Annotated in this window: 23 protein-coding genes; 12 read left to right on the top strand and 11 right to left on the bottom strand. The window is 63.8% G+C overall.

Annotation, left to right across the window (positions count from 1 at the left end; translation table 11 throughout):
• Nucleotides 1–51: 51 nt before the first annotated feature.
• From CK224_RS10495 to CK224_RS10480, 4 genes are all read right to left on the bottom strand, one after another.
• Nucleotides 52–765 (bottom strand): transglutaminase-like cysteine peptidase, encoded by a 714-nt coding sequence (locus CK224_RS10495; RefSeq protein WP_245425881.1) that lies wholly within the window; start codon nucleotides 763–765, stop codon nucleotides 52–54.
• 136 nt (nucleotides 766–901) lie between these two features.
• Entirely contained in the window at nucleotides 902–1,177 is a 276-nt protein-coding gene (locus CK224_RS10490) for an AbrB/MazE/SpoVT family DNA-binding domain-containing protein (RefSeq protein WP_095781708.1), read from the bottom strand.
• Between the two features lie 79 nt (nucleotides 1,178–1,256).
• Nucleotides 1,257–2,669, bottom strand: a complete 1,413-nt coding sequence (gene tldD, locus CK224_RS10485) for a metalloprotease TldD (protein ID WP_095777984.1) — start codon at nucleotides 2,667–2,669, stop codon at nucleotides 1,257–1,259.
• A gap of 132 nt (nucleotides 2,670–2,801) precedes the next feature.
• On the bottom strand, nucleotides 2,802–3,335 hold the full coding sequence (locus CK224_RS10480; protein WP_066998026.1) for an invasion associated locus B family protein: 534 nt from the start codon (nucleotides 3,333–3,335) through the stop codon (nucleotides 2,802–2,804).
• Between the two features lie 339 nt (nucleotides 3,336–3,674).
• Between CK224_RS10480 and coxB the strand changes: the two genes are divergently transcribed.
• The 11 genes from coxB to rnhA all read left to right on the top strand — a co-directional run bounded on the left by coxB (nucleotide 3,675) and on the right by rnhA (nucleotide 12,742).
• Nucleotides 3,675–4,547, top strand: a complete 873-nt coding sequence (gene coxB / locus CK224_RS10475) for a cytochrome c oxidase subunit II (protein WP_245425879.1) — start codon at nucleotides 3,675–3,677, stop codon at nucleotides 4,545–4,547.
• 38 nt (nucleotides 4,548–4,585) lie between these two features.
• Nucleotides 4,586–6,235 (top strand): cytochrome c oxidase subunit I, encoded by a 1,650-nt coding sequence (ctaD, locus tag CK224_RS10470; RefSeq protein ID WP_066998019.1) that lies wholly within the window; start codon nucleotides 4,586–4,588, stop codon nucleotides 6,233–6,235.
• A 69-nt stretch (nucleotides 6,236–6,304) separates the two neighbouring features.
• Complete coding sequence (locus CK224_RS10465) at nucleotides 6,305–7,249, top strand: heme o synthase (RefSeq protein WP_095781706.1); 945 nt, start codon at nucleotides 6,305–6,307, stop codon at nucleotides 7,247–7,249.
• Nucleotides 7,246–7,428, top strand: coding sequence for a hypothetical protein (locus tag CK224_RS10460; protein ID WP_066998013.1), 183 nt, complete (start codon nucleotides 7,246–7,248; stop codon nucleotides 7,426–7,428). Before CK224_RS10465 ends, CK224_RS10460 begins: the two co-directional genes overlap by 4 nt.
• A gap of 7 nt (nucleotides 7,429–7,435) precedes the next feature.
• Nucleotides 7,436–8,062 carry a cytochrome c oxidase assembly protein gene (locus CK224_RS10455; RefSeq protein ID WP_095781705.1) on the top strand — a complete coding sequence of 209 codons (627 nt, stop codon included), beginning with the start codon at nucleotides 7,436–7,438 and terminating at the stop codon, nucleotides 8,060–8,062.
• A gap of 1 nt (nucleotide 8,063) precedes the next feature.
• Nucleotides 8,064–8,945 carry a cytochrome c oxidase subunit 3 gene (locus CK224_RS10450; protein ID WP_066998007.1) on the top strand — a complete coding sequence of 294 codons (882 nt, stop codon included), beginning with the start codon at nucleotides 8,064–8,066 and terminating at the stop codon, nucleotides 8,943–8,945.
• Nucleotides 8,946–9,026: 81 nt separating this feature from the next.
• Entirely contained in the window at nucleotides 9,027–9,413 is a 387-nt protein-coding gene (locus tag CK224_RS10445) for a DUF983 domain-containing protein (protein WP_066998004.1), read from the top strand.
• Nucleotides 9,410–10,165 (top strand): SURF1 family protein, encoded by a 756-nt coding sequence (locus CK224_RS10440; RefSeq protein ID WP_176477901.1) that lies wholly within the window; start codon nucleotides 9,410–9,412, stop codon nucleotides 10,163–10,165. Before CK224_RS10445 ends, CK224_RS10440 begins: the two co-directional genes overlap by 4 nt.
• A gap of 73 nt (nucleotides 10,166–10,238) precedes the next feature.
• Entirely contained in the window at nucleotides 10,239–11,243 is a 1,005-nt protein-coding gene (gene ispH / locus CK224_RS10435) for a 4-hydroxy-3-methylbut-2-enyl diphosphate reductase (protein WP_095781704.1), read from the top strand.
• A gap of 6 nt (nucleotides 11,244–11,249) precedes the next feature.
• A complete protein-coding gene (locus CK224_RS10430; RefSeq protein WP_095781703.1) occupies nucleotides 11,250–12,212 on the top strand; it encodes a homoserine kinase in 963 nt (320 codons plus the stop codon).
• A complete protein-coding gene (rnhA, locus tag CK224_RS10425; RefSeq protein ID WP_095781702.1) occupies nucleotides 12,209–12,742 on the top strand; it encodes a ribonuclease HI in 534 nt (177 codons plus the stop codon). The genes CK224_RS10430 and rnhA overlap by 4 nt, the downstream gene beginning before the upstream one ends.
• 15 nt (nucleotides 12,743–12,757) lie before the next feature.
• Here rnhA and CK224_RS10420 read toward each other — a convergent pair whose 3' ends face one another.
• The 3 genes from CK224_RS10420 to CK224_RS10410 form a co-directional block, all read right to left on the bottom strand.
• Nucleotides 12,758–13,234, bottom strand: a complete 477-nt coding sequence (locus tag CK224_RS10420) for a DUF2938 domain-containing protein (protein ID WP_095781701.1) — start codon at nucleotides 13,232–13,234, stop codon at nucleotides 12,758–12,760.
• Complete coding sequence (locus CK224_RS10415) at nucleotides 13,234–13,716, bottom strand: peroxiredoxin (protein ID WP_066998201.1); 483 nt, start codon at nucleotides 13,714–13,716, stop codon at nucleotides 13,234–13,236. Before CK224_RS10415 ends, CK224_RS10420 begins: the two co-directional genes overlap by 1 nt.
• Nucleotides 13,717–13,855: 139 nt before the next feature.
• On the bottom strand, nucleotides 13,856–14,662 hold the full coding sequence (locus CK224_RS10410; protein WP_066997988.1) for a protein-disulfide reductase DsbD domain-containing protein: 807 nt from the start codon (nucleotides 14,660–14,662) through the stop codon (nucleotides 13,856–13,858).
• 127 nt (nucleotides 14,663–14,789) lie between these two features.
• On the opposite strand from CK224_RS10410, the gene CK224_RS10405 reads away from it, so the two are divergent.
• Nucleotides 14,790–15,398 carry a YqgE/AlgH family protein gene (locus CK224_RS10405; RefSeq protein ID WP_095781700.1) on the top strand — a complete coding sequence of 203 codons (609 nt, stop codon included), beginning with the start codon at nucleotides 14,790–14,792 and terminating at the stop codon, nucleotides 15,396–15,398.
• 138 nt (nucleotides 15,399–15,536) lie between these two features.
• On the opposite strand, the gene CK224_RS10400 is transcribed toward CK224_RS10405, so the two are convergent.
• Genes CK224_RS10400 through thrC form a run of 4 tightly spaced genes read right to left on the bottom strand, consistent with a single transcriptional unit; the run spans nucleotide 15,537 to nucleotide 21,746 of the window.
• Nucleotides 15,537–18,425 (bottom strand): EAL domain-containing protein, encoded by a 2,889-nt coding sequence (locus CK224_RS10400; protein ID WP_067327864.1) that lies wholly within the window; start codon nucleotides 18,423–18,425, stop codon nucleotides 15,537–15,539.
• A 3-nt stretch (nucleotides 18,426–18,428) separates the two neighbouring features.
• On the bottom strand, nucleotides 18,429–19,025 hold the full coding sequence (locus CK224_RS10395) for a GNAT family protein (RefSeq protein ID WP_066997979.1): 597 nt from the start codon (nucleotides 19,023–19,025) through the stop codon (nucleotides 18,429–18,431).
• A gap of 16 nt (nucleotides 19,026–19,041) precedes the next feature.
• Nucleotides 19,042–20,334, bottom strand: coding sequence for a pitrilysin family protein (locus CK224_RS10390; RefSeq protein WP_095781699.1), 1,293 nt, complete (start codon nucleotides 20,332–20,334; stop codon nucleotides 19,042–19,044).
• Between the two features lie 14 nt (nucleotides 20,335–20,348).
• Nucleotides 20,349–21,746, bottom strand: coding sequence for a threonine synthase (gene thrC, locus CK224_RS10385; RefSeq protein WP_095781965.1), 1,398 nt, complete (start codon nucleotides 21,744–21,746; stop codon nucleotides 20,349–20,351).
• Nucleotides 21,747–21,860: the final 114 nt, after the last annotated feature.

The following is a 21,860-nucleotide window of genomic DNA, read 5'->3' as shown; positions in this document are numbered from 1 at the left end:
GGGATGCCTCGGCTGTCCAGGCCGCTCGGTCTGCGGGCCTGGCGGCATCCGTCAGGTTTTCGGCGTGCCGCCGCGCTGATTGATAGATACCCAAATATTCGGGTTCTGCTGCGACTGGCGCTTCAGGAAATAATAGCCGGTCGCGTTCCAGGGCCGGACTTCGTCGACCAGATTGTCGAGCACGAGATCGCCCTTGTCGGTCTTCACGGTCAGGATGGTGTGGCCTTCGTTGTTCAGGTCGCGCACGACCGTCATCAGCAGCGCCTGGCGGGGAAATCCCGCTTCCATGAGAAGCTTGCGCTTGTAGAGCGCGTAGATCTTGCAGTCGCCCTTGCCGTCCACCGGATAGTCCCAGTGGTCCATCATCGTGCCCCAGTGATCATAGTTGCTGACGGGCTTGATGGCGCGGTTCGCCTTCTGGTTTATGCGCTCGAGGGTTCGCATGTTCTGCGCGGTCAGCTTGACGTTCGCCGGCTGCAGGGCAGGCACTTTGCACTCTTTCGGCCGGCGGTGGCAGAAATCGATCCAGCCATAAGGGACGCTGGTACGTCCTCCCACTGTGGCGGAGCGCAGGTCGACCGGACTCGATGGCCGCTTGAACAATGTCGACTGCGCCGCCGCCGTGTCGACGCAAAGCGACGTCACACCGATCAATGAGCAAAGGCCAAGGAGGAATAAAGAGGTCAGGACGCCAGGGGAACGCAGCACTGCCAACACCACCGCAACGAGAAGACTGCTGATAGTTAAGTCGGAAGCGTCGGCCAAAGCAATTGAACAATTAATAATCTGCTAACACGATTGTGTTCGCGCTCCGGCGGGTAGCTAGGTGTGAGCTTTCCGGCCGGATCGAGGTGACCGTTCAGGATGGTCGTTCGTTAGGTATCTGACGACAAGGTTGGGATCAATTGCGAGCATGGCGCCGCCGCGCTTCGGCAAAGACACTCGCGTTCATCTCTTCAAGCGTCTTCTGCTTGCCGCGGTGCGGCAGCAGGCCAACCACGTCTTCCGGTCGCGTCGGGGTGAAGGCCGGCACTTGCTTCAGAAGAACACCGTCTGGTGTGTCTTCGACCTGCAGACGTGTGCCGGCACCCCAGTCCCTCCGTTTCCGGATCGCGCTGGGGAGGATCACTTGTCCCTTGGTCGAGACGGTGGTTATGAGTTTTTCGGCACCAGCCATCGCAAGCTTACCCCATGTAAGACACAGGTAAGATACTCAAGCGGCGGAGTGCTATTCAAACCTGCCGGATTGAGCGTGCTCAAACCCTGGTGCCGCCCACCGTCATCTGGTTCATCCTCAAATGCGGCTGGCCGACCCCGACCGGCACGCCCTGTCCGGCCTTGCCGCACATGCCGATGCCGTTGTCGAGTTTCATGTCGTTGCCGACCATGGTGACGCGGTGCATGGCGTCCGGCCCGTTGCCGATCAGCATTGCGCCCTTGATCGGCTGCGTCACCTTGCCGTCCTCGATCATGTAGGCCTCGGTGCAGCCGAACACGAACTTGCCTGAGGTGATGTCGACCTGGCCGCCGCCGAAAGAGACGGCATAGATGCCGTTCTTGACCGAGGCGATGATCTCTTCCGGCGCGGTATCGCCCGAGGTCATGTAGGTGTTGGTCATGCGCGGCATCGGCTGGTGGGCATAGCCTTCGCGCCGGCCGTTGCCGGTCGCCTTCATGCCCATCAGCCGCGCATTCTGGCGGTCCTGCATGTAGCCGACCAGCTTGCCGTCCTCGATCAGCACATTGCGCGCCGAAGGCGTGCCTTCGTCGTCCACGGTAAGCGAGCCGCGCCGCTCGGCGATGGTGCCGTCATCGACGACGGTGACGCCCTTTGCCGCTACTTGGCTGCCCATCAGGCCGGCGAAGGCGGATGTTTTCTTGCGGTTGAAGTCGCCCTCGAGGCCATGGCCGACAGCCTCGTGCAGCATCACGCCCGGCCAGCCGCTGGAAAGCACGATGTCGAATGTGCCTGCCGGCGCCGGAACGGCCTCGAGATTGACCAGCGCCTGTCGCAGCGCCTCGCGCGCGGCGTGCTTCCAACTCTCCTCGGTGAGGAACTCGCCAAAGCTCTTGCGGCCGCCCATTCCGTAGGAGCCGCTCTCCTGGCGGTCGCCATCGCCGACCACCACCGAGACGTTCATCCTGACCAGCGGGCGGATGTCGCGCACCACCTGGCCGTCGCCGCGCACGATCTCGACATGCTGCCACGAGGCGGCGAGCGAAGCCGTCACCTGGCGCACGCGCGGATCGGCGGCGCGCAGCCAGGCGTCGATCTCCTGCAACAGCTTCGCCTTGGCCTCGAAACTGGGCGAGGGGATGGGATTCTCGTCGCCGTAAAGGTGGCGATTGGTGCGCGCGGGCGCTGCGGCAAGCATTCCGGAATAGCCGCCCTTGACCGCGGAGACGGCATCGGCGGCGCGCAGCAGCGAGGCTTCCGACAGGTCGCTCGAATGGGCATAGCCGCTCGCCTCGCCGGCGACGGCGCGCAGCCCGAAACCCTGGTCGGTGTTGAAATTCGCCGTCTTCAGCCGGCCGTTGTCGAACATCAGCGCTTCGTTCTCGCTGTATTCGAGGAACAGTTCGCCGTCGTCGGCGCCCTTGATGGTATCGGCGACGATCTCTTTGACGCGGTCGTCGGAAATGTCGAATTGGCCGATCAGGCTGTTCATGGCAGGGCTGTCCGCTGGCGGTTTCGCATTCCCCCCGATGTAGGGGCGAAGTGAGGTCAAGACAATCGCCGGCCTTCACACGCGATCGTCATCGCCCCGAGCCGACTGGCGGCCGCGTTGCCGCCGCTGGACTTAGGGCAGAGCCGAGAAGCCTTCGGCGAATCCCTTCAGATCGACAGGAATGCCGATGCCTTCCTCCGGCGTCTGGAAGACGATGAAGGTGGCCGACGTGCCGTTCTTCAGCGTGTCGAGCAGTGGCTTCTCGAGGATCACTTCCGCGTAGCAGCCGTCCTGGAAGCAGCGCACGAAATAGGCGCGGCCGATGTCCTTGCCGTCGACATTGAGGCCGAGCCCGTTGGGCAGGAGCACGCCGAGCGGTGCCAGCACCCGCAGGATCTCCGCCTTGTTGTCGGCGGTGCGCAGCACCACGACGGAAAGCCCCATCTCCGGACGGTCCTCGGCGACGACGTTCTGCATCATCACGCATTGCTCGGAGGTTGCGCCGGCCGGCGTGTCGCAGATGATCGACCACGCGCCATGCGTCGACTTGACCGTGCCGCTGGGCGGCGCCGCGGTCTGCGGCGGCGCGGCATTCGCCACGCTGGCGCTAAGCGAGGCGGCAAGGAAGATAACCTTCGCCAGGGGTCTCGAAAGCCAGGAAGTCATAACGGCTCCATTGCGAATCACGGCACTTTAAGCTCCGCCAAGGCCAAGTAAAGGACGAGACCGTCGCCAGCCCGCCCAGATACCGGCAATTACGCGCTTTTCCAGAGCAAATTCGCCCGAATTGCGACCACCCGGCGCGGGGGCGGCGATGGTCGGGGATGCCCTTCGGGCTGCGCGCAAAAATGCCGCACGGTTTCGCCCGCTCCTTCCTTGCGGAGGGAAATAGAGTATGGTTTGAACCACCTTAGGGACAGACCGGGATTCCCCATCCCGGCGTCGTTCGTTATTGGTGCGATCCGATTGCAGGAAGTGGGAGACGAGAGGGCGATGAGAAAATTCATGGCAAGCGCCAGACTTCTGGCAGGTGCTGCGGCCGCGGGCACGCTCCTCTCCAGCGCATCCGCCTATGCGGATCAGCCGCGGCCATGGGAAACCGCCTTCCAGGCGCCTGCGACCGACATGATGCGGCAGATCGAATGGTTCGGAAACTACACCTTCGTATTCATCGTGGTCATCACCCTGCTGGTGCTGGTCCTGCTCGCCTATGTCATCCTGCGGTTCCGCGCGAGCGCCAACCCGGTTCCTTCCAGGACCAGCCACAACACGCTGATCGAGGTGATCTGGACCGTCGGCCCGGTCATCGTGCTGCTGCTCATCGCCATCCCCTCGTTCCAGCTGCTCACCGCGCAGTATACCCCGCCGGAAGAAGCCAAGCTGACCGTCAAGGCGACCGGCAACCAATGGAATTGGGACTACGAATACCAGGTCGACAAGAGCTTCTCCTTCAACTCGGCGATCCTTCAGGACGGTGACCGCGCCAAGGCCGGCAAGGAAGACCGCAATCTCTATCCGCGCCTGCTCGCCGTCGACAATGAGCTGGTGGTGCCGGTCAACACCATGACTCGCGTGCTGATCACCGCCACCGACGTCATCCACTCCTTCGCCGTGCCGTCCTTCGGCATCAAGATGGATGCCGTGCCCGGCCGCACCAACGAGACCTGGTTCAAGGCGGAGAAGGAAGGCCTCTATTACGGCCAGTGCTCGCAGCTCTGCGGCAAGGATCACGCCTTTATGCCGATCGCGGTTCGCGTCGTCTCCGACGCGCAGTTCAAGACCTGGCTGGAGACGGCCAAGACCGACGTGCCCGCCGCCAACAAGGCGCTGATGGCCGAGATCGATGGTACCAACAAGGTAGCGGCCGTCGGCAACTGACGCCGCGGGTTAGCAAGAATTAGGGAACGGAGCGGAATATGGCAGAGGCTGCAGCTCACGACCACCACGACCACAGGCCGCATGGCTGGGTCCGCTGGGTCTACTCGACCAACCACAAGGACATCGGCACGCTCTACCTGATCTTCGCGATCATGGCCGGGATTATCGGCGGCGCGCTTTCGGTCGCCATCCGCATGGAGCTGCAGGAGCCGGGCATCCAGATCTTCAGCGGTCTGGCGCAGATGGTCTACGGCATGCAGGGTGATGCCGCCATCGACGGCGGCAAGAGCATGTACAATGCCTTCGGCGCCGCGCACGGCCTGATCATGATCTTTTTCATGGTGATGCCGGCGCTCATCGGCGGCTTCGCCAACTGGATGGTGCCGATCATGATCGGCGCGCCGGACATGGCCTTCCCGCGCATGAACAACATCTCCTTCTGGCTGCTGCCGCCGGCCTTCCTCCTGCTGCTCGGCTCGATGTTCGTACCGAGCGCGCCCGGCGCCTTCGGCGTCGGCGGCGGCTGGACGATCTATCCGCCGCTCTCGACATCCGGCCAGCCGGGCCCCGCAATGGACCTTGCGATTCTGTCGCTCCACATCGCCGGCGCCTCGTCGATTCTCGGTGCGATCAATTTCATCACCACCATCTTCAACATGCGCGCGCCTGGCATGACCATGCACAAGATGCCGCTGTTCGCCTGGGCGGTGCTGATCACGGCCTTCCTGCTGCTCTTGTCGCTGCCGGTTCTGGCGGGCGCCATCACCATGCTGCTCACCGATCGCAACTTCGGCACCGCCTTCTTCGTGCCGGACCAGGGCGGCGACCCGCTGCTCTTCCAGCACCTGTTCTGGTTCTTCGGCCATCCCGAGGTGTACATCCTGATCCTGCCGGGCTTCGGCATCGTTAGCCACATCGTCTCGACCTTCTCGAAGAAGCCGGTCTTCGGCTATCTCGGCATGGCCTACGCCATGGTCGCGATCGGCGCCGTCGGCTTCATCGTCTGGGCGCACCACATGTACACGACCGGCCTGTCGCTCGACACGCAGCGCTATTTCGTGTTCGCCACCATGGTCATCGCGGTTCCGACGGGCGTGAAGATCTTCTCCTGGATCGCCACGATGTGGGGCGGCTCGATCTCCTTCAAGCCGCCGATGCTGTGGGCGCTGGGCTTCATCTTCCTGTTCACGATCGGTGGCGTCACCGGCGTTCAGCTGGCAAATGCCGGCCTCGACCGCTCGCTGCATGACACCTATTTCGTGATCGCCCACTTCCACTACGTGCTGTCGCTGGGCGCCGTGTTCGCCATCTTCGCCGGCTGGTACTACTGGTTCCCGAAGATGACCGGCTACATGTACTCGCCGGTGATCGCCAACACCCACTTCTGGGTCACCTTCGTCGGCGTCAACCTGATCTTCTTCCCGCAGCACTTCCTCGGCCTTGCTGGCATGCCGCGCCGCACTGTCGACTATCCGGATGCGTTTGCCGGCTGGAACATGATCTCGTCCTACGGCTCCTACATCGCCGCCGTCGGCGTTGCGATCTTCCTCTATGGCGTGTTCGAGGCCTTCCAGAAGAAGCGCGTCGCGGGCGCCAATCCGTGGGGCGAGGGTGCCACCACGCTCGAATGGCAGCTGCCGTCGCCGCCGCCGTTCCACCAGTGGGAACAGCTGCCGAAGATCAAGTAAGGCCGCAGATACAGGACCGCCGGCTCGCCCGGCGGTCCTGGCCAACGGAATGATGGACTTTAAGTACGCATGGCCCTTGCCGACCACAAATTGATGGAGGAAGTTGGCTTTCGCATGTCGGAAGCCACCGCGGGCGATTTCTTCGCCCTCCTCAAGCCGCGCGTGATGTCGCTGGTCGTCTTCACGGCCTTTGTCGGCATGGTCGCGGCGCCGGTCGCCATCAATCCGCTGCTGGCGGTGATCGCGATCCTGGCGATTGCCATCGGCGCCGGCGCCTCGGGCGCTCTCAACATGTGGTACGACGCCGATATCGACGCGGTGATGACCAGGACAGCGAGCCGTCCGGTGCCGGCCGGGCGCGTCACGCCGGGTGAGGCGCTGAGCTTCGGCCTCGTGCTCTCCGCGCTGTCGGTGATGACGCTGGGCGTGCTCATCAACTGGCTGTCGGCGGCGCTTCTTGCCTTCACCATCTTCTTCTACGCCGTCATCTACACGATGTGGCTGAAGCGCTGGACGCCGCAGAACATCGTCATCGGCGGCGCCGCCGGCGCCATCCCGCCGGTGATCGGCTGGGCGGCGGTGACCGGATCGGTCAGCCTCGAAAGCCTGATTCTTTTCCTGATCATTTTCCTTTGGACTCCGCCGCATTTCTGGGCGCTGGCGCTGTTCAAGTCGGACGACTACGCCCGCGCCGGCATTCCGATGATGCCGAACGTCGCCGGACACGCCTCGACCCGCCGCCAGATCTTTGCCTACGCGCTGATCCTGGCGCCGGTCGGCGTCTTGCCATGGCTGCTCGGCTACACCACCGCCGCCTATGGCGCGGTCTCCGTTCTGCTCGGCCTGGGCTTCGTCTGGTATGCCTGGAAGGTGCTGGGCATGAGCGATGCCGACCGCGCGATGAAGCCGGCCAAGGCGCTGTTCGGCTTTTCGCTGCTCTATCTCTTCGCAATCTTTGCCGCCTATCTCGTCGACAGCGTGGTCGGGCGTGCCCTCGTCATGGGGGGAGCATGATCGTGGCCGACAAGAACCTCGAACTGGTCACCTTGACCGAACGCCAGCGGAAGGCGCGGCGCAGCCGCTCCGTTGCCATCGGCGTCGCGCTGGCCGCGCTCGTCATCATCTTCTACATCGCCACCATCGTGCGCTTCGGCCACCATGCCTCCGGCCTGATACCGACGAATTTGATGTGAGGCGGCGATGAGCGGCGAGACCGGACCCATCGGGAAGAACAGCAACCGCATCGTCGTGGCGGTCTGCCTTGCTTTCTTCACCGGCATGGTTGGCATGGCCTATGCGGCGGTCCCGCTCTACAAGATGTTCTGCCAGGTCACCGGCTATGGCGGCACGACGCAGCGCGCCGAGAAGCAATATGCCGGTCGCGTGCTCGACCGCGACATCACCATCCGCTTCGACGCCAACACCAATGGCATTCCGTGGCAGTTCGAGCCCGTCGCGCGCTCGGTGACGATCAAGATCGGCGAGACCACGCAGGCGCATTACAGCGCCACCAACAAGTTCGATCGCCCCATCACCGGGCGCGCCTCCTTCAATGTGCAGCCGGAAATGGCCGGCGCCTATTTCAACAAGGTGGAGTGCTTCTGCTTCACCGACACGACGCTCAAGCCGGGTGAGACGCTGGACATGCCGGTCGTGTTCTATGTCGATCCAGACGTCGTCAACGTGCCGGAACTGAAGGACCTGAAGACCATCACCCTGTCCTACACCATGTTCCCGGTCGAAAAGAAGCAGCCAGTCGCGTCGTCCGCGCCGACCGCTGGCAGCCGCAACAAAGTTCCAGATTCCGAAGCAAGCCTCGGGGGTTGATATGGCAGACGCGCACGCAAAACCGAACCACGACTACCATCTCGTCAATCCCAGCCCTTGGCCTTTCCTGGGCTCGATCGGCGCATTGGTCACGGCCGTCGGCGGCGTTTGCCTGATGCAGTATCTGAAGGCCGGCAGCTTCCCAATATTCGGCCACAACATCGCCAATCCGTGGCTGTTTTTCATCGGCCTGATCATCGTGCTCTACACGATGTTCGCCTGGTGGTCGGACACCATCAAGGAAGCGCATGAGGGCCACCACACGCGCGTCGTTTCGCTGCACCTGCGCTACGGCATGATCATGTTCATCGCCTCCGAGGTGATGTTCTTCGTCGCCTGGTTCTGGGCCTTCTTCGACGCCAGCCTATTCCCGGGCGAGGCCGCGCAATATGCCCGCACCACCTTCACGGGCGGCGTTTGGCCGCCAAAAGGTCTGGAGGTTCTCGATCCCTTCCACCTGCCGCTCTACAACACCATCATCCTGCTTCTGTCGGGCACGACGGTGACCTGGGCGCACCACTCGCTGCTGCACGGCGACCGCAAGGGCCTGATCAACGGCCTGATCCTGACCGTCGGCCTCGGCATGCTGTTCACCATGGTGCAGGCCTACGAGTACATGCACGCTCCGTTCGGCTTCAAGGACTCGATCTACGGCGCCACCTTCTTCATGGCGACCGGCTTCCACGGCTTCCACGTCATCATCGGCACCATCTTCCTGCTCGTCTGCCTGATCCGGGCGATGCGGGGCGATTTCACCCCGAAGCAGCATTTCGGCTTCGAGGCGGCCGCCTGGTACTGGCACTTCGTCGACGTGGTCTGGCTGTTCCTGTTCACCGCGATCTATGTCTGGGCCTCGAGCGGCGCGGTGATCGAAGCCCACTGAGACCGATGGATTGAGTTCACGAGGCGGCTGCGGCGACGTGGCCGCCTTATCTTTTTGACCGAACGGGTCTACGGTGCGGACATGAGCGAAGACAAGGCGATCTGGCCACCCGTCGACCCGATCTCGGCCGGGCTGCGCGGCCATTGCCCGCGCTGCGGCGAGGGCAAGCTGTTCTCCGGCTTCCTCACCGTCGGCAAGCGCTGCTACAATTGCGGCCTCGACTATTCCTTTGCCGATGCCGGCGACGGTCCGGCGGTCTTCGTCATCCTGATCATCGGCTTCATCGTCGTTGGCCTGGCGCTGTGGATGGAAGTGTCGCTAAGCCCGCCGCTCTGGCTGCATTTCATTTTGTGGATACCGCTGGCGCTGGTGCTGAGCCTGGCGGCGCTGCGCCTGATCAAGGGCGTGCTGATCACCCTGCAATATTCCAAGAAGGCCGCGGAAGGCAGGCTGGACAGCGGCCAATGAGCGATGCGACCTCCTCGACTGCCGGCGCTTCGCGGCCGCGCTCGGCGCTGCTGCTTGGGCTCGGCCTTGTCCTGTTCGCCATTCTCCTCGGCCTCGGCACGTGGCAGGTTCAGCGCTTGCACTGGAAGGAAGGGCTGATCGATACCATCGACAAGCGCACCCATGCGGCACCTTTGCCACTGACCGATGTCGAGAAAGAATTCGCCGCCACACACGATGTCGATTACACGCCGGTGACGGTGACCGGCGCTTTCCTGCACCAGGGCGAGCGCCATTTCTTCGCCACTTGGGAAGGCGACACGGGCTTCAATGTCTACACGCCCCTGCGGCTCGACGACGGCCGTTTCGTGCTCGTCAACCGCGGCTTCGTCCCTTACGATCTCAAGGATCCGGCCAAGCGGAAGCAGGGCGAGGTCGCCGGCACGGTGACGGTGACGGGGCTTGCCCGCAATCCGCTGCCCGAAAAACCCTCGATGATACTGCCCGACAACGACGTCGCCAAGAACATCTTCTACTGGAAGGACCGCGACGTCATGGCCTCGAGCGCCGGGCTGCCAGCGGGAGCCGTGCTGGTGCCCTTCTTCATCGATGCCGACAAGACCCTTAACCCCGGCGGTCTGCCGGTCGGCGGCGTCACCATCATCGATCTGCCGAACAACCACCTGCAATATGCCGTCACCTGGTATGGCCTTGCCGCCGCCCTTGCCGCGGTGCTGATCCTCAGGCTTCGCCGCCCGGCGAAGGAGGAGTGAGCGCCGCTCTTGACAGGGCAGGGGTGCACGCCTCATTTCGCCTTCAGCTTTCCGACTGAACCGGCCCGTTTTGATGATTGAAAAAAAGCCACCGCTGACGATCAGGCTTTGCCAGCCGCGCGGCTTCTGCGCCGGCGTCGACCGCGCCATTCAGATCGTCGTGCTGGCGCTGAAGAAATACGGCGCGCCGGTCTATGTCCGCCATGAGATCGTGCACAACCGCTACGTCGTCGAGGGGCTGCAGAGCCTGGGCGCGGTGTTCATCGAGGAATTGTCCGAGATCCCGCCCGAGCATCGTCAGTCGCCGGTCGTCTTTTCCGCGCATGGGGTGCCGAAATCGGTGCCGGCCGACGCCGAGGCGCGCAACCTGTTCTACCTCGATGCCACCTGTCCGCTGGTGTCGAAGGTGCATAAGCAGGCGATGCGGCACCAGCGGCTCGGCCGCCATGTGCTCCTGATCGGCCATGCCGGCCATCCGGAAGTGATCGGCACGATGGGCCAGTTGCCGGAAGGAGCCGTGACCCTTATCGAGACCGAGGCGGATGCGGCAAGCTTCGTGCCGGCAGACCCGGCGGCGCTTGGCTTTGTCACCCAGACGACGCTGTCGGTCGAGGACACCGCCGGCATCATCCGGGCGCTGCAAGAGCGTTTCCCCGAGCTTCACGCCCCGGCCGCCGAATCCATCTGCTACGCTACCACCAACCGACAGGAGGCGGTGAAGGAGACGGCCGCCGGTGCCGACCTTTTCCTCGTCGTCGGCGCGCCGAACTCGTCCAACTCGCGGCGTCTTGTCGAAGTGGCGGAGCGCGCGGGCGCCGCGATGTCGCTTCTCGTGCAGCGGGCCTCCGAAATTCCGTGGAATGAGATCGGCAGGATTTCGACGCTCGGCCTGTCGGCCGGCGCCTCGGCGCCGGAAATCATCGTCGACGAGATCATCGACGCGTTCCGGCAACGCTTCGACGTCACCATCGATCTGGCCATCACGGCCACGGAAACGGAGGATTTTCCGGTGATGCGGGTGTTGCGCGATGTCGAACTGACGGCGGCCGACATGGCCTTCGTCAACGGAGCCGCGTAAACCCAGATGGCTGTCTACACCGACGTCAACGAAAACGAGCTCAGCACGTTTCTGAAAGCCTATCCGGTGGGCGAGCTCCTGTCCTACAAGGGCATCGCCGAAGGGACCGAGAACTCGAATTTTCTCGTCCATGCTTCCACGGGTTCCTACATATTGACGCTCTACGAGAAGCGCGTCGACAAGGCCGATCTGCCCTTTTTCCTCGGCCTGATGGGCCATCTCGCGCGAAAAGGCATTTCCTGCCCGCTTCCGGTCACCGCGCATGACGGAACCGTCATCGGCACACTCGCCGGCCGGCCGGCCGTCATCATCACCTTTCTCGAGGGCCTGTCGCTGAGGCGCCCGACGGCAGCGCATTGCGGCGAGGTCGGCAAGGCGTTGGCCGCGCTCCATCTCGCCGGGCGGGATTTCCCGATGAAGCGGCCGAACGCGCTTGCCATCGACGGCTGGCGCAAGCTCTGGGCGGCGTCGCGCGACCGCGCCGACGAGGTCGAGCCGGGGCTCGCGGCCGAAGTCGACGCGGACTTCCTGGATTTTGAGCGCAACTGGCCGACCCGCCTGCCACAAGGCATCATCCACGCGGATCTCTTCCCGGACAATGTCTTCTTCCTTGGCGAGAAGCTGTCGGGGCTGATCGATTTCTATTTCGCCTGCGACGACCTCTATGCCTATGATGTCGCCACTTGCCTCAACGCCTGGTGCTTCGAGAAGGACTTTTCCTTCAACCTCACCAAAGGGGCCGCGCTGCTTGCCGGCTACCAGTCGGTGAGGCCGCTTGAGGGCGAGGAAAAAGCGGCGCTGCCGATGCTGGCGCGCGGCTCGGCGCTACGCTTCATGCTGACCAGGCTCTATGATTGGCTGACCATTCCTAACGGCGGGCTGGTGATGAAGCGCGATCCAACCGAATATATCCGCCGCGTGCGCTTCCACCGGGCGATTAAGTCTCCATCCGAATACGGACTGACATGAACAAGCAAATCGAGATCTTCACCGACGGCGCCTGCTCGGGCAATCCCGGGCCGGGCGGCTGGGGCGCGGTGCTGCGCTATAACGGCGTCACCAAGGAGCTGTCGGGCGGCGAGGCCGAGACCACCAACAACCGCATGGAACTGCTTGCCGCCATCAGCGCGCTCGATGCGCTGAAGGAGCCGTGCACGGTCGATCTCTATACCGACAGCAAATACGTCATGGACGGCATTTCCAAATGGATCCATGGTTGGAAGAAGAACGGCTGGAAGACCGGCGAAAGGAAGCCGGTCAAAAACGGTGAGCTCTGGCAGGCGCTCGACGAGGCCAACAGGCGCCACAAGGTTATCTGGCACTGGGTGAAGGGCCATGCCGGCCACCCGGAGAACGAGCGCGCCGACGAACTGGCAAGGCTAGGCATGGCGCCGTTCAAGCCGAAACAGGCGCGGCCGGCACCGGTTGCGGCTGCGCCGCAGAAGGCTGGTGCTCCGGCCAGGAAGCCCGCGGCCAGGCGTTCGACGCAGAGCTATTAACGCGCCTGACGTTCTCTACCGGATCGCTAGCGCCGTGGAGAACAGGCCGAGGGCGAAGACCGTGTGCGAGACGAGGTTGAGCGCGCGCACCAGCATCGGGTTGGGCGTCCTGGATGCTGCCCAGCCGGCGCCCATGCCGGGCGCCAGCAGGAACCAGCCGGCGCCGACGGTGACGATGCCGAGGATAAAGGCCGGCAGGAAGGTCGGCGCCGCCAGCCAGCCCGTTCCCGCCAGCACGACCAGGATCACGCCGTAGAGAATTCCGACGAGATAGTGGAACGCCCAGCCCAGCGCCTTTTCATGCGTGTAGGGGGCGGCCTGACTGATATCGTCATGGAAGACCTTCTCGGGCAGATGCCGGACCCAGCGGCCGACCATGCCCCAATTCGGCCGCGGCAGCCCGAACGCCTTGTTGAGGATAATGGCCCAGACGTCCATGAAGACCGTGGCGCCGATGCCGATCGCGATGGCGCGCCAGACGATGTCGAGCATCAGAGCTGCTCGAGGATTTTGGCCGCCCCGCTCTCGTCGACGCCCGGCTTGGCTTCGACATTGAGCGCCACGACCTTGCTGTCATCGACGATCATCGAAAAGCGCTTCGAGCGCAGCCCCATGCCGTTCGCGGAAAGGTCGTTGTCGAGTCCGACCGACTTGGCGAAGTCTCCGCTGCCGTCGGCGAGATAGAGGATCTTGCCTTCGCCACCGGTGAAGCGTGCCCAGGCGCCCATGACATGGACGTCGTTGACCGAAACGACCGCGATAGTGTCGACGCCGCGCGCCACGATGGCGTCGTGGTTCTCGAGATAGCCCGGCAGATGGTTGTTGCTGCAGGTTGGCGTGAAGGCGCCGGGAACGCCGAAAAGCACCACCTTCTTGCCGGCGAAAATCTCGGCGCTGGTCATCGGCTTGGCGCCATCGGCGGTCATCACCTTGAAAGTCGCCTCGGGCAGTTTTTCGCCAACCGAAATGGTCATGGTTTCCTCGTTCGGGAGATTGGGAAGGATCTGTGCCTGCGATATCGAACCGGGGCGCATTCCGCAACCGTTCAGAGCAATGCCAGGAAAAGTGCCCAGCGGTTTTCCATTCGGAATTGCGGCTCCACGACGAATTGGCTCAAGGGAAAGGCAGCATCCCGTCCACCGCACCTTCGGCGCTTGTCAGCGTGTAGTAGAGCCCGCCGTCCGTGGGCGTCGCCGACGGCCGGTCGAGGATCGGCACGGTGAAAACAAGCTTGCCGTCCTTCTCGCTGCGCACCGGCGCGCCGAACATATAGTCGCGCTCCCCCGCGATGAAAAAGTCGACGGAATCGGCATCGCCGGGCGAATGCGCCTCGACGATGAGCGTCTCGTGGTCGCCGGGCAGCACGCGGATGCCGAAATCAGGTCGCGCCGGGCCAGGGAGCGTTGCAAGCGCCGTCTTCACCAGCGCCGCGTCGGTGGCGTTGTCCGGATCGGAAGCAGGATCGAGGCTGAGCCTCGTCTGCACCGGAATGCAGATCGTCTCGCAAATGCCGAGAAAGACGTTGGCATCGATCGTCGCCGGCTGGTCGGGCGCCGACAGCGTGAAGGTCACCGGCAGCGATACGGGACGGTCGTAGCCGGCCCATTTGCCGTAACCGTCGTCGTGGCGCTGCGGCGGCGGAAACGACAGCTTTGCATCGGCGATGTTGGTGCTGGCCGAGATGTCGATCTGCGGCGGCACACCGGCGTCGCCGGGATCGCGCCAATAGGTTTTCCAGCCTGGCTTAAGCGCGATGTCGAGCACGCCGTGGATCTTGCCCGCCTCGTCCGGCTTGCCGCTGGTCACCAGCCGCACCTTGCCGCCTTCGCTGTTGTACCAGGCCGAGGATGATGCCTCGGCCGGCTGGCCCGCTGCCAGGCCGACGACGGCGCCGAGCGCCACAATTTTCAGGTATCGCATGACGGTGATTTGATCGCCCGTTCTTGGCCGCGCAATGATTTCATGTTCCCGCCCGTATCATATTTGCGTGACATCGGGCAGCCTGACCATCTTTTCGGCGCCGCGGAAACGGGTTACCCTCAGATCCATGGACTTGTTGCGTCACAAAAAGAAGATGGCCGGACGCGGCTTTCTTGACGACCAGTTCCTGATTGCCATGCCCGGCATGAAGGACGACCGCTTCACGCGCTCCGTCATCTATATCTGCGCCCACAGCGACGAGGGCGCCATGGGCCTGATCATCAATCAGACGCAGCAGATGCTGTTCCCGGACCTTCTGGTGCAGCTTGGCATCGTGAACGAGCAGGAAGCCATCCGCTTGCCGGCGCATGCCCGCGATTTCGTCGTGCGCAATGGCGGGCCTGTCGACCGCAGCCGCGGCTTCGTGCTGCATTCCGGCGACTATCGCGTGGAATCCTCGCTCAACGTCTCCGACGACATCTGCCTGACCGCTACGGTCGACATCCTGCGCGCCATCTCGACGGGTCGCGGGCCGCGTCATGCGCTGATGGCGCTCGGCTATTCCGGCTGGGGCGCAGGCCAGCTCGAAAGCGAGATCGCCGAGAATGGCTGGCTGACCTGCCCGGCGACGCCTGAGCTGCTGTTCGACGCCGACATCGAGCGCAAATACGATCGCATCCTTGCCTCGATCGGCATCGATCTCGCCCATTTGAGCGCCGCCGCGGGACACGCTTAAACCCCTTTGCCGACCTGCGGGATTAGTCGAACCCGCCTTAGCTTCGTCATCAGCTCTGAGGAATGGGGACGCCTGAGCGATTAGGGTGATGACGAGTTGGAAGGTCACCGCAGTTCGTAAGCGCCGAAGCAAAGCCCTCTAAGCCTGCGTGAGCGGGTACTGCTCCCTCAGCGTCTTCAGCACCAGTTCGCCGGGCATCGGCGCGCCGAACATGAAGCTCTGGACATATTCGCAGCCCATCTGGCGCAGCTCCAGCGCGTCGCTCTCGTCGGAGATGCCTTCGGCGACGACCGACAGGCCAAGCTCATGGGCCATGTTGACCATGGACTTGAGCAGCACCGCACGTTTCGGCGTTGCGTCGTCGACGAAGCTCTTGTCGATCTTGATCGTGTCGAAGGGGAAGCGCGTCAGGTAGGAGAGCGATGAATAGCCGGTGCCGAAATCGTCGAGCGACAGCCCGATGCCGAGTTGCTTGAGCTTGGTCAGCACATGCGCGGTCTGCTCGGGATTGTCCATCACCAGCGATTCGGTGAGTTCGAGCCGGAAGCAGCGCGGCTTCAAGTTGGCCCGCGCAATGACGGAGCGCACGTCGCTGACCAGGTCGCGGCGGATGAGCTGCCGGCTGGAGAGGTTGACCGAAACCGACAGCGGCGCGTCGCCGATCTGCTTCTGCCAGGCCGCCAGATCCTCGGCCGCCTGCTGCATGGCGAACAGGCCGAGCTGCACGATCAGGCCGCAATTCTCAGCCACCGGGATGAAGTCTCCCGGCGGGATCATGCCGCGCCGCGGATGATCCCATCTGAGCAGCGCCTCGAAGCCGGCGACGCTGCCATCCTCCAGCCGCACGATCGGCTGGTAGGCAAGCGTGAATTCGCGCCGCTCGATGGCGCGGCGAAGGTCCGATTCGAACTGCAGCCGGTCGGTGCCGACGGTGCGGAAGGCCGGCCGGAACGGCTCGATCCTGTCTCCGCCGAAACGCTTGGCCTGATGCATGGCAAGCTCGGCGTCCTTGACCATGTCCTCCGACGAGGTTTGCGCCGTCGTCCAGGTGATCAGGCCGATCGAGGCGGTGAGCACGATCTCGCGCTTGGCAAAGGTGATCGGATTGTTGATCGCATGCTTGATGGCATCGGCCATGGCGGCGATGCGGGCCGGATCCTGTTCCGACAGCAGCATCAGCGCGAACTGGTCGCCGGCAAAGCGCGACAGCGAATCCTTGGGCTTCAAAAGCCGGTGCAGCCGGCGCGCGATGGTCAGCAGGATGGTGTCGCCGGCCGAAATGCCGAGCCCGTCATTGACCTGCTTGAAACGGTCGATGTCGATGACGAAGACGGTCGGGCGCACCTTGTCCTCGGTGCGGGCGATCGAGATGATCGCCTCCAGCCGGTTCATGAACAGCTCGCGGTTAGGCAGGCCGGTCAGGTTGTCGTGCACGGCGTCGTGCAGCAGCCTTTCCTCGGACTTCTTCTGCTCGGTCACGTCGACCATGGTGCCGACGCAGCGGATCACCTCGCCATCCGACCCGATCACGGGACGGGCGCGCAGCGAGAACCAATGATAATGCCCGTCGGCGCCGCGCAGCCGGAAATTCTGGGCCACGCGGCCGCGGCGGTGCTCCAGCACCACGTCCAGCGTGGTGCGGAAGGTGTCGCGGTCGTCGGCATGCAGCACCGGCAGCCAGTTGCGGGCCGCGCCCGAAAGGCTGTTGGGGGCAAGGCCGAGCTGCAGGCTGATGTCGGGCTTGGTCACCACGCGGTCGCGCAGCACGTCCCAGTCCCACACGATGTCGCCCGAGCCGGCGACTGCAAGCGCCTGGCGCTCGAGGTCGGAAAACAGGCCCTGGTGCAGCGCGCCGCCGGCAAAAGCGTGCTGCATGACGGTGAAGCCGATCAACAGGATGATCAGGATCAGGCCGCCGCCGAGCGCCGGCTGGGCGATGTCGTTGTCCAACATGCCGGTGATCGCCATCCACGAGCCGCATAGCCAGAGCAGCACCATCACCCAGCTCGGCACCAGCATGATCGCGCGGTCATAGCCGCGAATTCCGAGGAAGATGATGAGGCCGAGGCCGGTGAGCGCGGTCGCGGCAAACGAGATGCGGGCGATGCCCGCGGCGACCGCCGGATCGACGATGGCCACGCCGGCAATCAGCAGCAGCCCGAGGATCCAGACCAGCGCGCCATAGCTGAAATGGCCGTGCCATCGGTTGAGGTTGAGATAGGCGAACAGGAACACCACGAAGGTCCCCGCCAGCGCAACCTCGGTGCCGGCCCGCCACATCTGCTCGTTGCCGGGCGAGATTTCGATGACCTTGTTGAGAAAGCCGAAATCGACGCAGATGTAGGCAAGCACTGCCCAGGCAAGCGCGGCGGTGGCCGGGAACATCGAGGTTCCCTTGACGACGAACAGGATGGTCAGGAACAGCGCCAAGAGCCCGGCAATGCCGATGACGATGCCGCGGAACAAAGTGTAGGAATTGACCGAGTCCTTGTAGGATTCCGGGTCCCACAGATAGACCTGCGGCAGCTTGGGCGAAGCGAGCTCGGCGATGAAGGTGACGACCGTTCCGGGGTTGAGCGTCACTCGGAACACGTCGGCGTCGGGGCTGGTCTGGCGGTCGAGCGCGAAGCCTTCGCTAGGGGTGATCGCCGCGATCCGCGTCGAGCCGAGATCGGGCCAGAAGATACCGGAATTCACCAGGCGGAAATGCGGCGCGACGATCAGCCTGTCGAGCTGCTGGTCGGTGGTGTTGGCCAGCGCGAACACCGCCCAGTCGCCGGTCGAGCGCGCGTCATTGGCCTCGACCTCGATGCGCCGCACGATGCCGTCGGGGCCGGGCGCGGTCGAGACCTGGAAATTCTCGCCCTGGTTCCGGTAGATCTCGACTGCGCCCGAAAGGTCGAGCGCCTTGTCGTCGCGGGCAATCTTGATCGGCTCGACGGCCAATGCCGGCGCAACCGCTGAAAGCGTGACGAAGAGCGCCAGGATGAGGGCGAACAGCGACGCGATTCGCGAAAAAGTCGTCACATATCAGCCCTTCGTTCCATCACCCGGCGGATCGTCCGCGATCCGGGCGTAGAGGTAGTGATCCTGCCAGATGCCGTTGATCCGGAGATAGGATCTGAGAAGTCCTTCGCGCCGGAATCCGGCTTTTTCAAGCACGCGGATCGACCGTGCGTTGTCGGGAATACAGGCAGCCTCGATCCGGTGCAACCGCAGCGTATCGAAGGCAAAACGCGACACCACCTTGACCGCGTCGGTCATCAGTCCACGGCCGCCGAAGCGCTCGCCGATCCAGTAGCCGATGTGGCCGCTTTGCGCGACACCGTGGCGGATGTTGCCGAGCGTGATGCCGCCGGCGAGCTTGCCGCTCGACTTCTCGAAGATGAAGAAGGCAATGGCCGTGCCTTGCGCATAGTCCTCGCGGTAGCGGCCGATGCGCAGCCGCCAGGCGGTGCGGTCGAGCTCGTCAGGCTGCCAGCGCGGCTCCCATGGCTCCAGGAAGGCGCGGCTTTCGCCGCGCAGCGTCGACCATTCGCGGTAGTCGTTGGTCAAAGGCACGCGCAACGTGACCTTTTCGCCCTTCAGTGCCGGCAGGTCGCGGCGAAAGAAAGGAAGCGCGAACACGACTTTGGAACGAAGGTTAGACGGCGAGCCTGCGAGCCGTCGTCTGCGGGCCCGCAAGCGATTCGAGGATCGCCTCGTAGGGCGCCAGCGTGCCCACGGGGCCGACCGCCGTCAGCGTCGGCTTGGTCGAGAACAGCCGCGAGGAGAGATCGGTCAGCCGCTCGACCGTCAGCGCCGCCAGCCGCTCCATCAACTCCTCCTTGGCGATCGGCCGCCCGAACAGCAGCAACTGCCTGGCGATCTGCGAGGCGCGGCTTGCCGGGCTTTCGGCCGACATGATGAGGCCGGCCCGATATTGCGCGCGTGCACGGTCGAGCTCATCCTGCTGGATGCTTTCCCCGGCCTTCTGCAATTCGTCGATGATGACCGGCACCAGCTTGGCGATATCACTCTGTCCGGTCGCCGCATGCACACCGAAAATGCCGGTGTCGGAAAAGCCCCAGTGGAAGGCATAGACCGAATAGCACAGGCCGCGCTTCTCGCGCACTTCCTGGAACAGCCTCGACGACATGCCGCCGCCGAGGATCATCGACAGCACCTGCGAGGCGTAGAAGTCGCGCACATGGTAGGCGCGGCCCTCGAAGCCGAGCACGATCTGCGCATCCATCAGGTCGCGGTCCTCGCGGAAGTCGCCGCCGACATATTGCGCATATTGCGGGATGTTGCTGGTGGCCTTGGCGCGGAAGCCACCAAGCTGCTTTTCCACCTCACGCACGAAATTGTCGTGCTTGATGTCGCCGGCGGCCACGATCACCATGCGCTCGGCGCCATATTGCCGTTCGATAAAATCGTGCAACTGCCTGGAGGTGAAGGATTTGACCGTCTCCGGCGTGCCGAGGATCGAGCGGCCGATGGTCTGGTGGCGGAAGGCGGTTTCGGTGAAACGGTCGAAGACGATGTCGTCCGGCGTGTCGTGCGCGGCGCCGATCTCCTGCAGGATCACATGCTGCTCGCGCTCCAGTTCCTCCGGATCGAACTCCGATTCCTGCAGGATGTCGGCCAGGATGTCGACCGCGAGCGGCACGTCGGCGGAAAGCACCCTGGCGTAGTAGGAGGTCGTCTCGACGCTGGTGGCGGCGTTGATCTCGCCGCCGACATTCTCGATTTCCGAGGCGATCTCGAAGGCGCTGCGCCGTTTCGTTCCCTTGAAAGCCATGTGCTCGAGCAGATGGGCCATGCCGTGCTCTTCGTCGCGTTCATTGCGTGCGCCCGACTTGACCCAGGCGCCAAGGGCAACGGATTCGAGGCTTGGAAGGGTTTCGGTGGCGACCGTCAGGCCGTTCGACAGACGGCTTACCTCAACACCCATATGGCAACTACTCCCTAACGGGCCGCCCGCGTGTGGCGGCTCACGTATTCTTCCACCATTTTCAGCTCGGATGGAAGTATGGTGTACTTTTCGTCGGCTGTCATCAAGCCGGCGAGCCAAGCGGGCAGCGCTGGCGTAACGCCGCTGGCGGCCTTGACCGCCGCCGGGAATTTGGCCGGATGCGCGGTGCCGAGAACCACCATGGGCACGGCGCCCGACATATGGCCGGCCGCTACGTGCATAGCGGCGGCCGTGTGCGGATCGAGCAGATAGCTGCTCGCTTCAAGCGTCTGGCGAATGGTTGCCGCGACCTCGTCGACGCTGGCGCGGCCGGCGTCGAACTCCGCACGGATTTTCGCCATTTCGCCCGCTTCGACGGTAAAGGCGCCGGACTGCTTCAGCCCGTTCATGTAGCGCCTGACCGTCGCCGCATCCCGGCTCGCCGCCTCGAACAGCAGGCGCTCGAAGTTCGAGGACACCTGGATGTCCATCGACGGCGAGGTGGTGGCGAACACGCCCTTGGTGCGGTATTCGCCGCTTGCAAGCGTGCGCGCCAATATGTCGTTGTCGTTGGTGGCGATAATCAGCCGCTCGACCGGCAGCCCCATTCTCTTGGCGGCATAACCGGCGAAAATATCGCCGAAATTGCCGGTCGGCACGGTGAATGACACCGGCCGGTCGGGCGCGCCCAGCGACAGCGCCGAGGAGAAGTAATAGACGATCTGGGCCATGATGCGGGCCCAGTTGATCGAATTGACGCCCGACAGCGACACCCTGTCGCGGAAGGCGTGGTCGTTGAACATATCCTTCACCAGGCCCTGGCAATCGTCGAAATTGCCTTCGATCGACAGCGCATGGACGTTCGCCGCGCTCGACGTCGTCATCTGCCGCTGCTGCACCGGCGAGACCTTGCCGTTGGGGAAAAGGATGAAGATATCGGTGCGGTCGCGGCCGGCAAAGGCGTCTATTGCCGCGCCCCCGGTGTCGCCGGAGGTGGCGCCGACGATGGTCGCGCGGTTGCCCCGTTCGACCAGCACATGGTCCATCAGCCGCGCGAGCAGCTGCATCGCCACGTCCTTGAAAGCCAGCGTCGGGCCGTGGAAGAGCTCGAGGATGAAGGTGTTTTTGCCCGTCTGCACCAGCGGGCAGACCGCATCGTGCCGGAAAGTCGCGTAGGCTTCACGCACCAGCCGTTCGAAGACGGGTGCGGCGATCTCGCCGCCGAGGAAGGGTGTCAAGACGCGGATGGCAAGGTCGGGATAGGCGAGGCCGCGCATCGCGCGAATATCGGCGGACGAGAACTGCGGCCATTCGCGCGGCAGGTAAAGCCCGCCGTCGCGCGCCAGTCCGGCCAGCACCGCGTCCGAAAATCCAAGCACGGGCGCATCCCCGCGGGTACTCACATATTGCATCGTCAAGAACCCATTGCTGCCGGCCGCGTCATCCACGGCAAATTGGTTAATTTTCCGAGCCGGCTCAGTCGCATTTTCGCCGCGGCGTTGATATACGTCACCGGCTTTGTGAGA

It is taken from the genome of Mesorhizobium sp. WSM3862 (assembly GCF_002294985.1).
GTDB lineage: Bacteria > Pseudomonadota > Alphaproteobacteria > Rhizobiales > Rhizobiaceae > Mesorhizobium.
The sequence above is the reverse complement of the archived record's forward strand: the minus strand, read 5'-3'. Positions and strand labels throughout refer to the sequence as shown.

Bases quoted from the DNA above. Each gene is read 5' to 3' on its own strand.
- CK224_RS10490 (WP_095781708.1), bottom strand. From the start codon at position 1,177: ATGGCTGGTGCCGAAAAACTCATAACCACCGTCTCGACCAAGGGACAA.
- tldD (WP_095777984.1), bottom strand. From the start codon at position 2,669: ATGAACAGCCTGATCGGCCAATTCGACATTTCCGACGACCGCGTCAAA.
- CK224_RS10480 (WP_066998026.1), bottom strand. From the start codon at position 3,335: ATGACTTCCTGGCTTTCGAGACCCCTGGCGAAGGTTATCTTCCTTGCC.
- coxB (WP_245425879.1), top strand. From the start codon at position 3,675: ATGGCAAGCGCCAGACTTCTGGCAGGTGCTGCGGCCGCGGGCACGCTC.
- ctaD (WP_066998019.1), top strand. From the start codon at position 4,586: ATGGCAGAGGCTGCAGCTCACGACCACCACGACCACAGGCCGCATGGC.
- CK224_RS10465 (WP_095781706.1), top strand. From the start codon at position 6,305: ATGGCCCTTGCCGACCACAAATTGATGGAGGAAGTTGGCTTTCGCATG.
- CK224_RS10460 (WP_066998013.1), top strand. From the start codon at position 7,246: ATGATCGTGGCCGACAAGAACCTCGAACTGGTCACCTTGACCGAACGC.
- CK224_RS10455 (WP_095781705.1), top strand. From the start codon at position 7,436: ATGAGCGGCGAGACCGGACCCATCGGGAAGAACAGCAACCGCATCGTC.
- CK224_RS10450 (WP_066998007.1), top strand. From the start codon at position 8,064: ATGGCAGACGCGCACGCAAAACCGAACCACGACTACCATCTCGTCAAT.
- CK224_RS10445 (WP_066998004.1), top strand. From the start codon at position 9,027: ATGAGCGAAGACAAGGCGATCTGGCCACCCGTCGACCCGATCTCGGCC.
- CK224_RS10440 (WP_176477901.1), top strand. From the start codon at position 9,410: ATGAGCGATGCGACCTCCTCGACTGCCGGCGCTTCGCGGCCGCGCTCG.
- ispH (WP_095781704.1), top strand. From the start codon at position 10,239: ATGATTGAAAAAAAGCCACCGCTGACGATCAGGCTTTGCCAGCCGCGC.
- CK224_RS10430 (WP_095781703.1), top strand. From the start codon at position 11,250: ATGGCTGTCTACACCGACGTCAACGAAAACGAGCTCAGCACGTTTCTG.
- rnhA (WP_095781702.1), top strand. From the start codon at position 12,209: ATGAACAAGCAAATCGAGATCTTCACCGACGGCGCCTGCTCGGGCAAT.
- CK224_RS10420 (WP_095781701.1), bottom strand. From the start codon at position 13,234: ATGCTCGACATCGTCTGGCGCGCCATCGCGATCGGCATCGGCGCCACG.
- CK224_RS10415 (WP_066998201.1), bottom strand. From the start codon at position 13,716: ATGACCATTTCGGTTGGCGAAAAACTGCCCGAGGCGACTTTCAAGGTG.
- CK224_RS10410 (WP_066997988.1), bottom strand. From the start codon at position 14,662: ATGCGATACCTGAAAATTGTGGCGCTCGGCGCCGTCGTCGGCCTGGCA.
- CK224_RS10405 (WP_095781700.1), top strand. From the start codon at position 14,790: ATGGACTTGTTGCGTCACAAAAAGAAGATGGCCGGACGCGGCTTTCTT.
- CK224_RS10390 (WP_095781699.1), bottom strand. From the start codon at position 20,334: ATGGGTGTTGAGGTAAGCCGTCTGTCGAACGGCCTGACGGTCGCCACC.
- thrC (WP_095781965.1), bottom strand. From the start codon at position 21,746: ATGCAATATGTGAGTACCCGCGGGGATGCGCCCGTGCTTGGATTTTCG.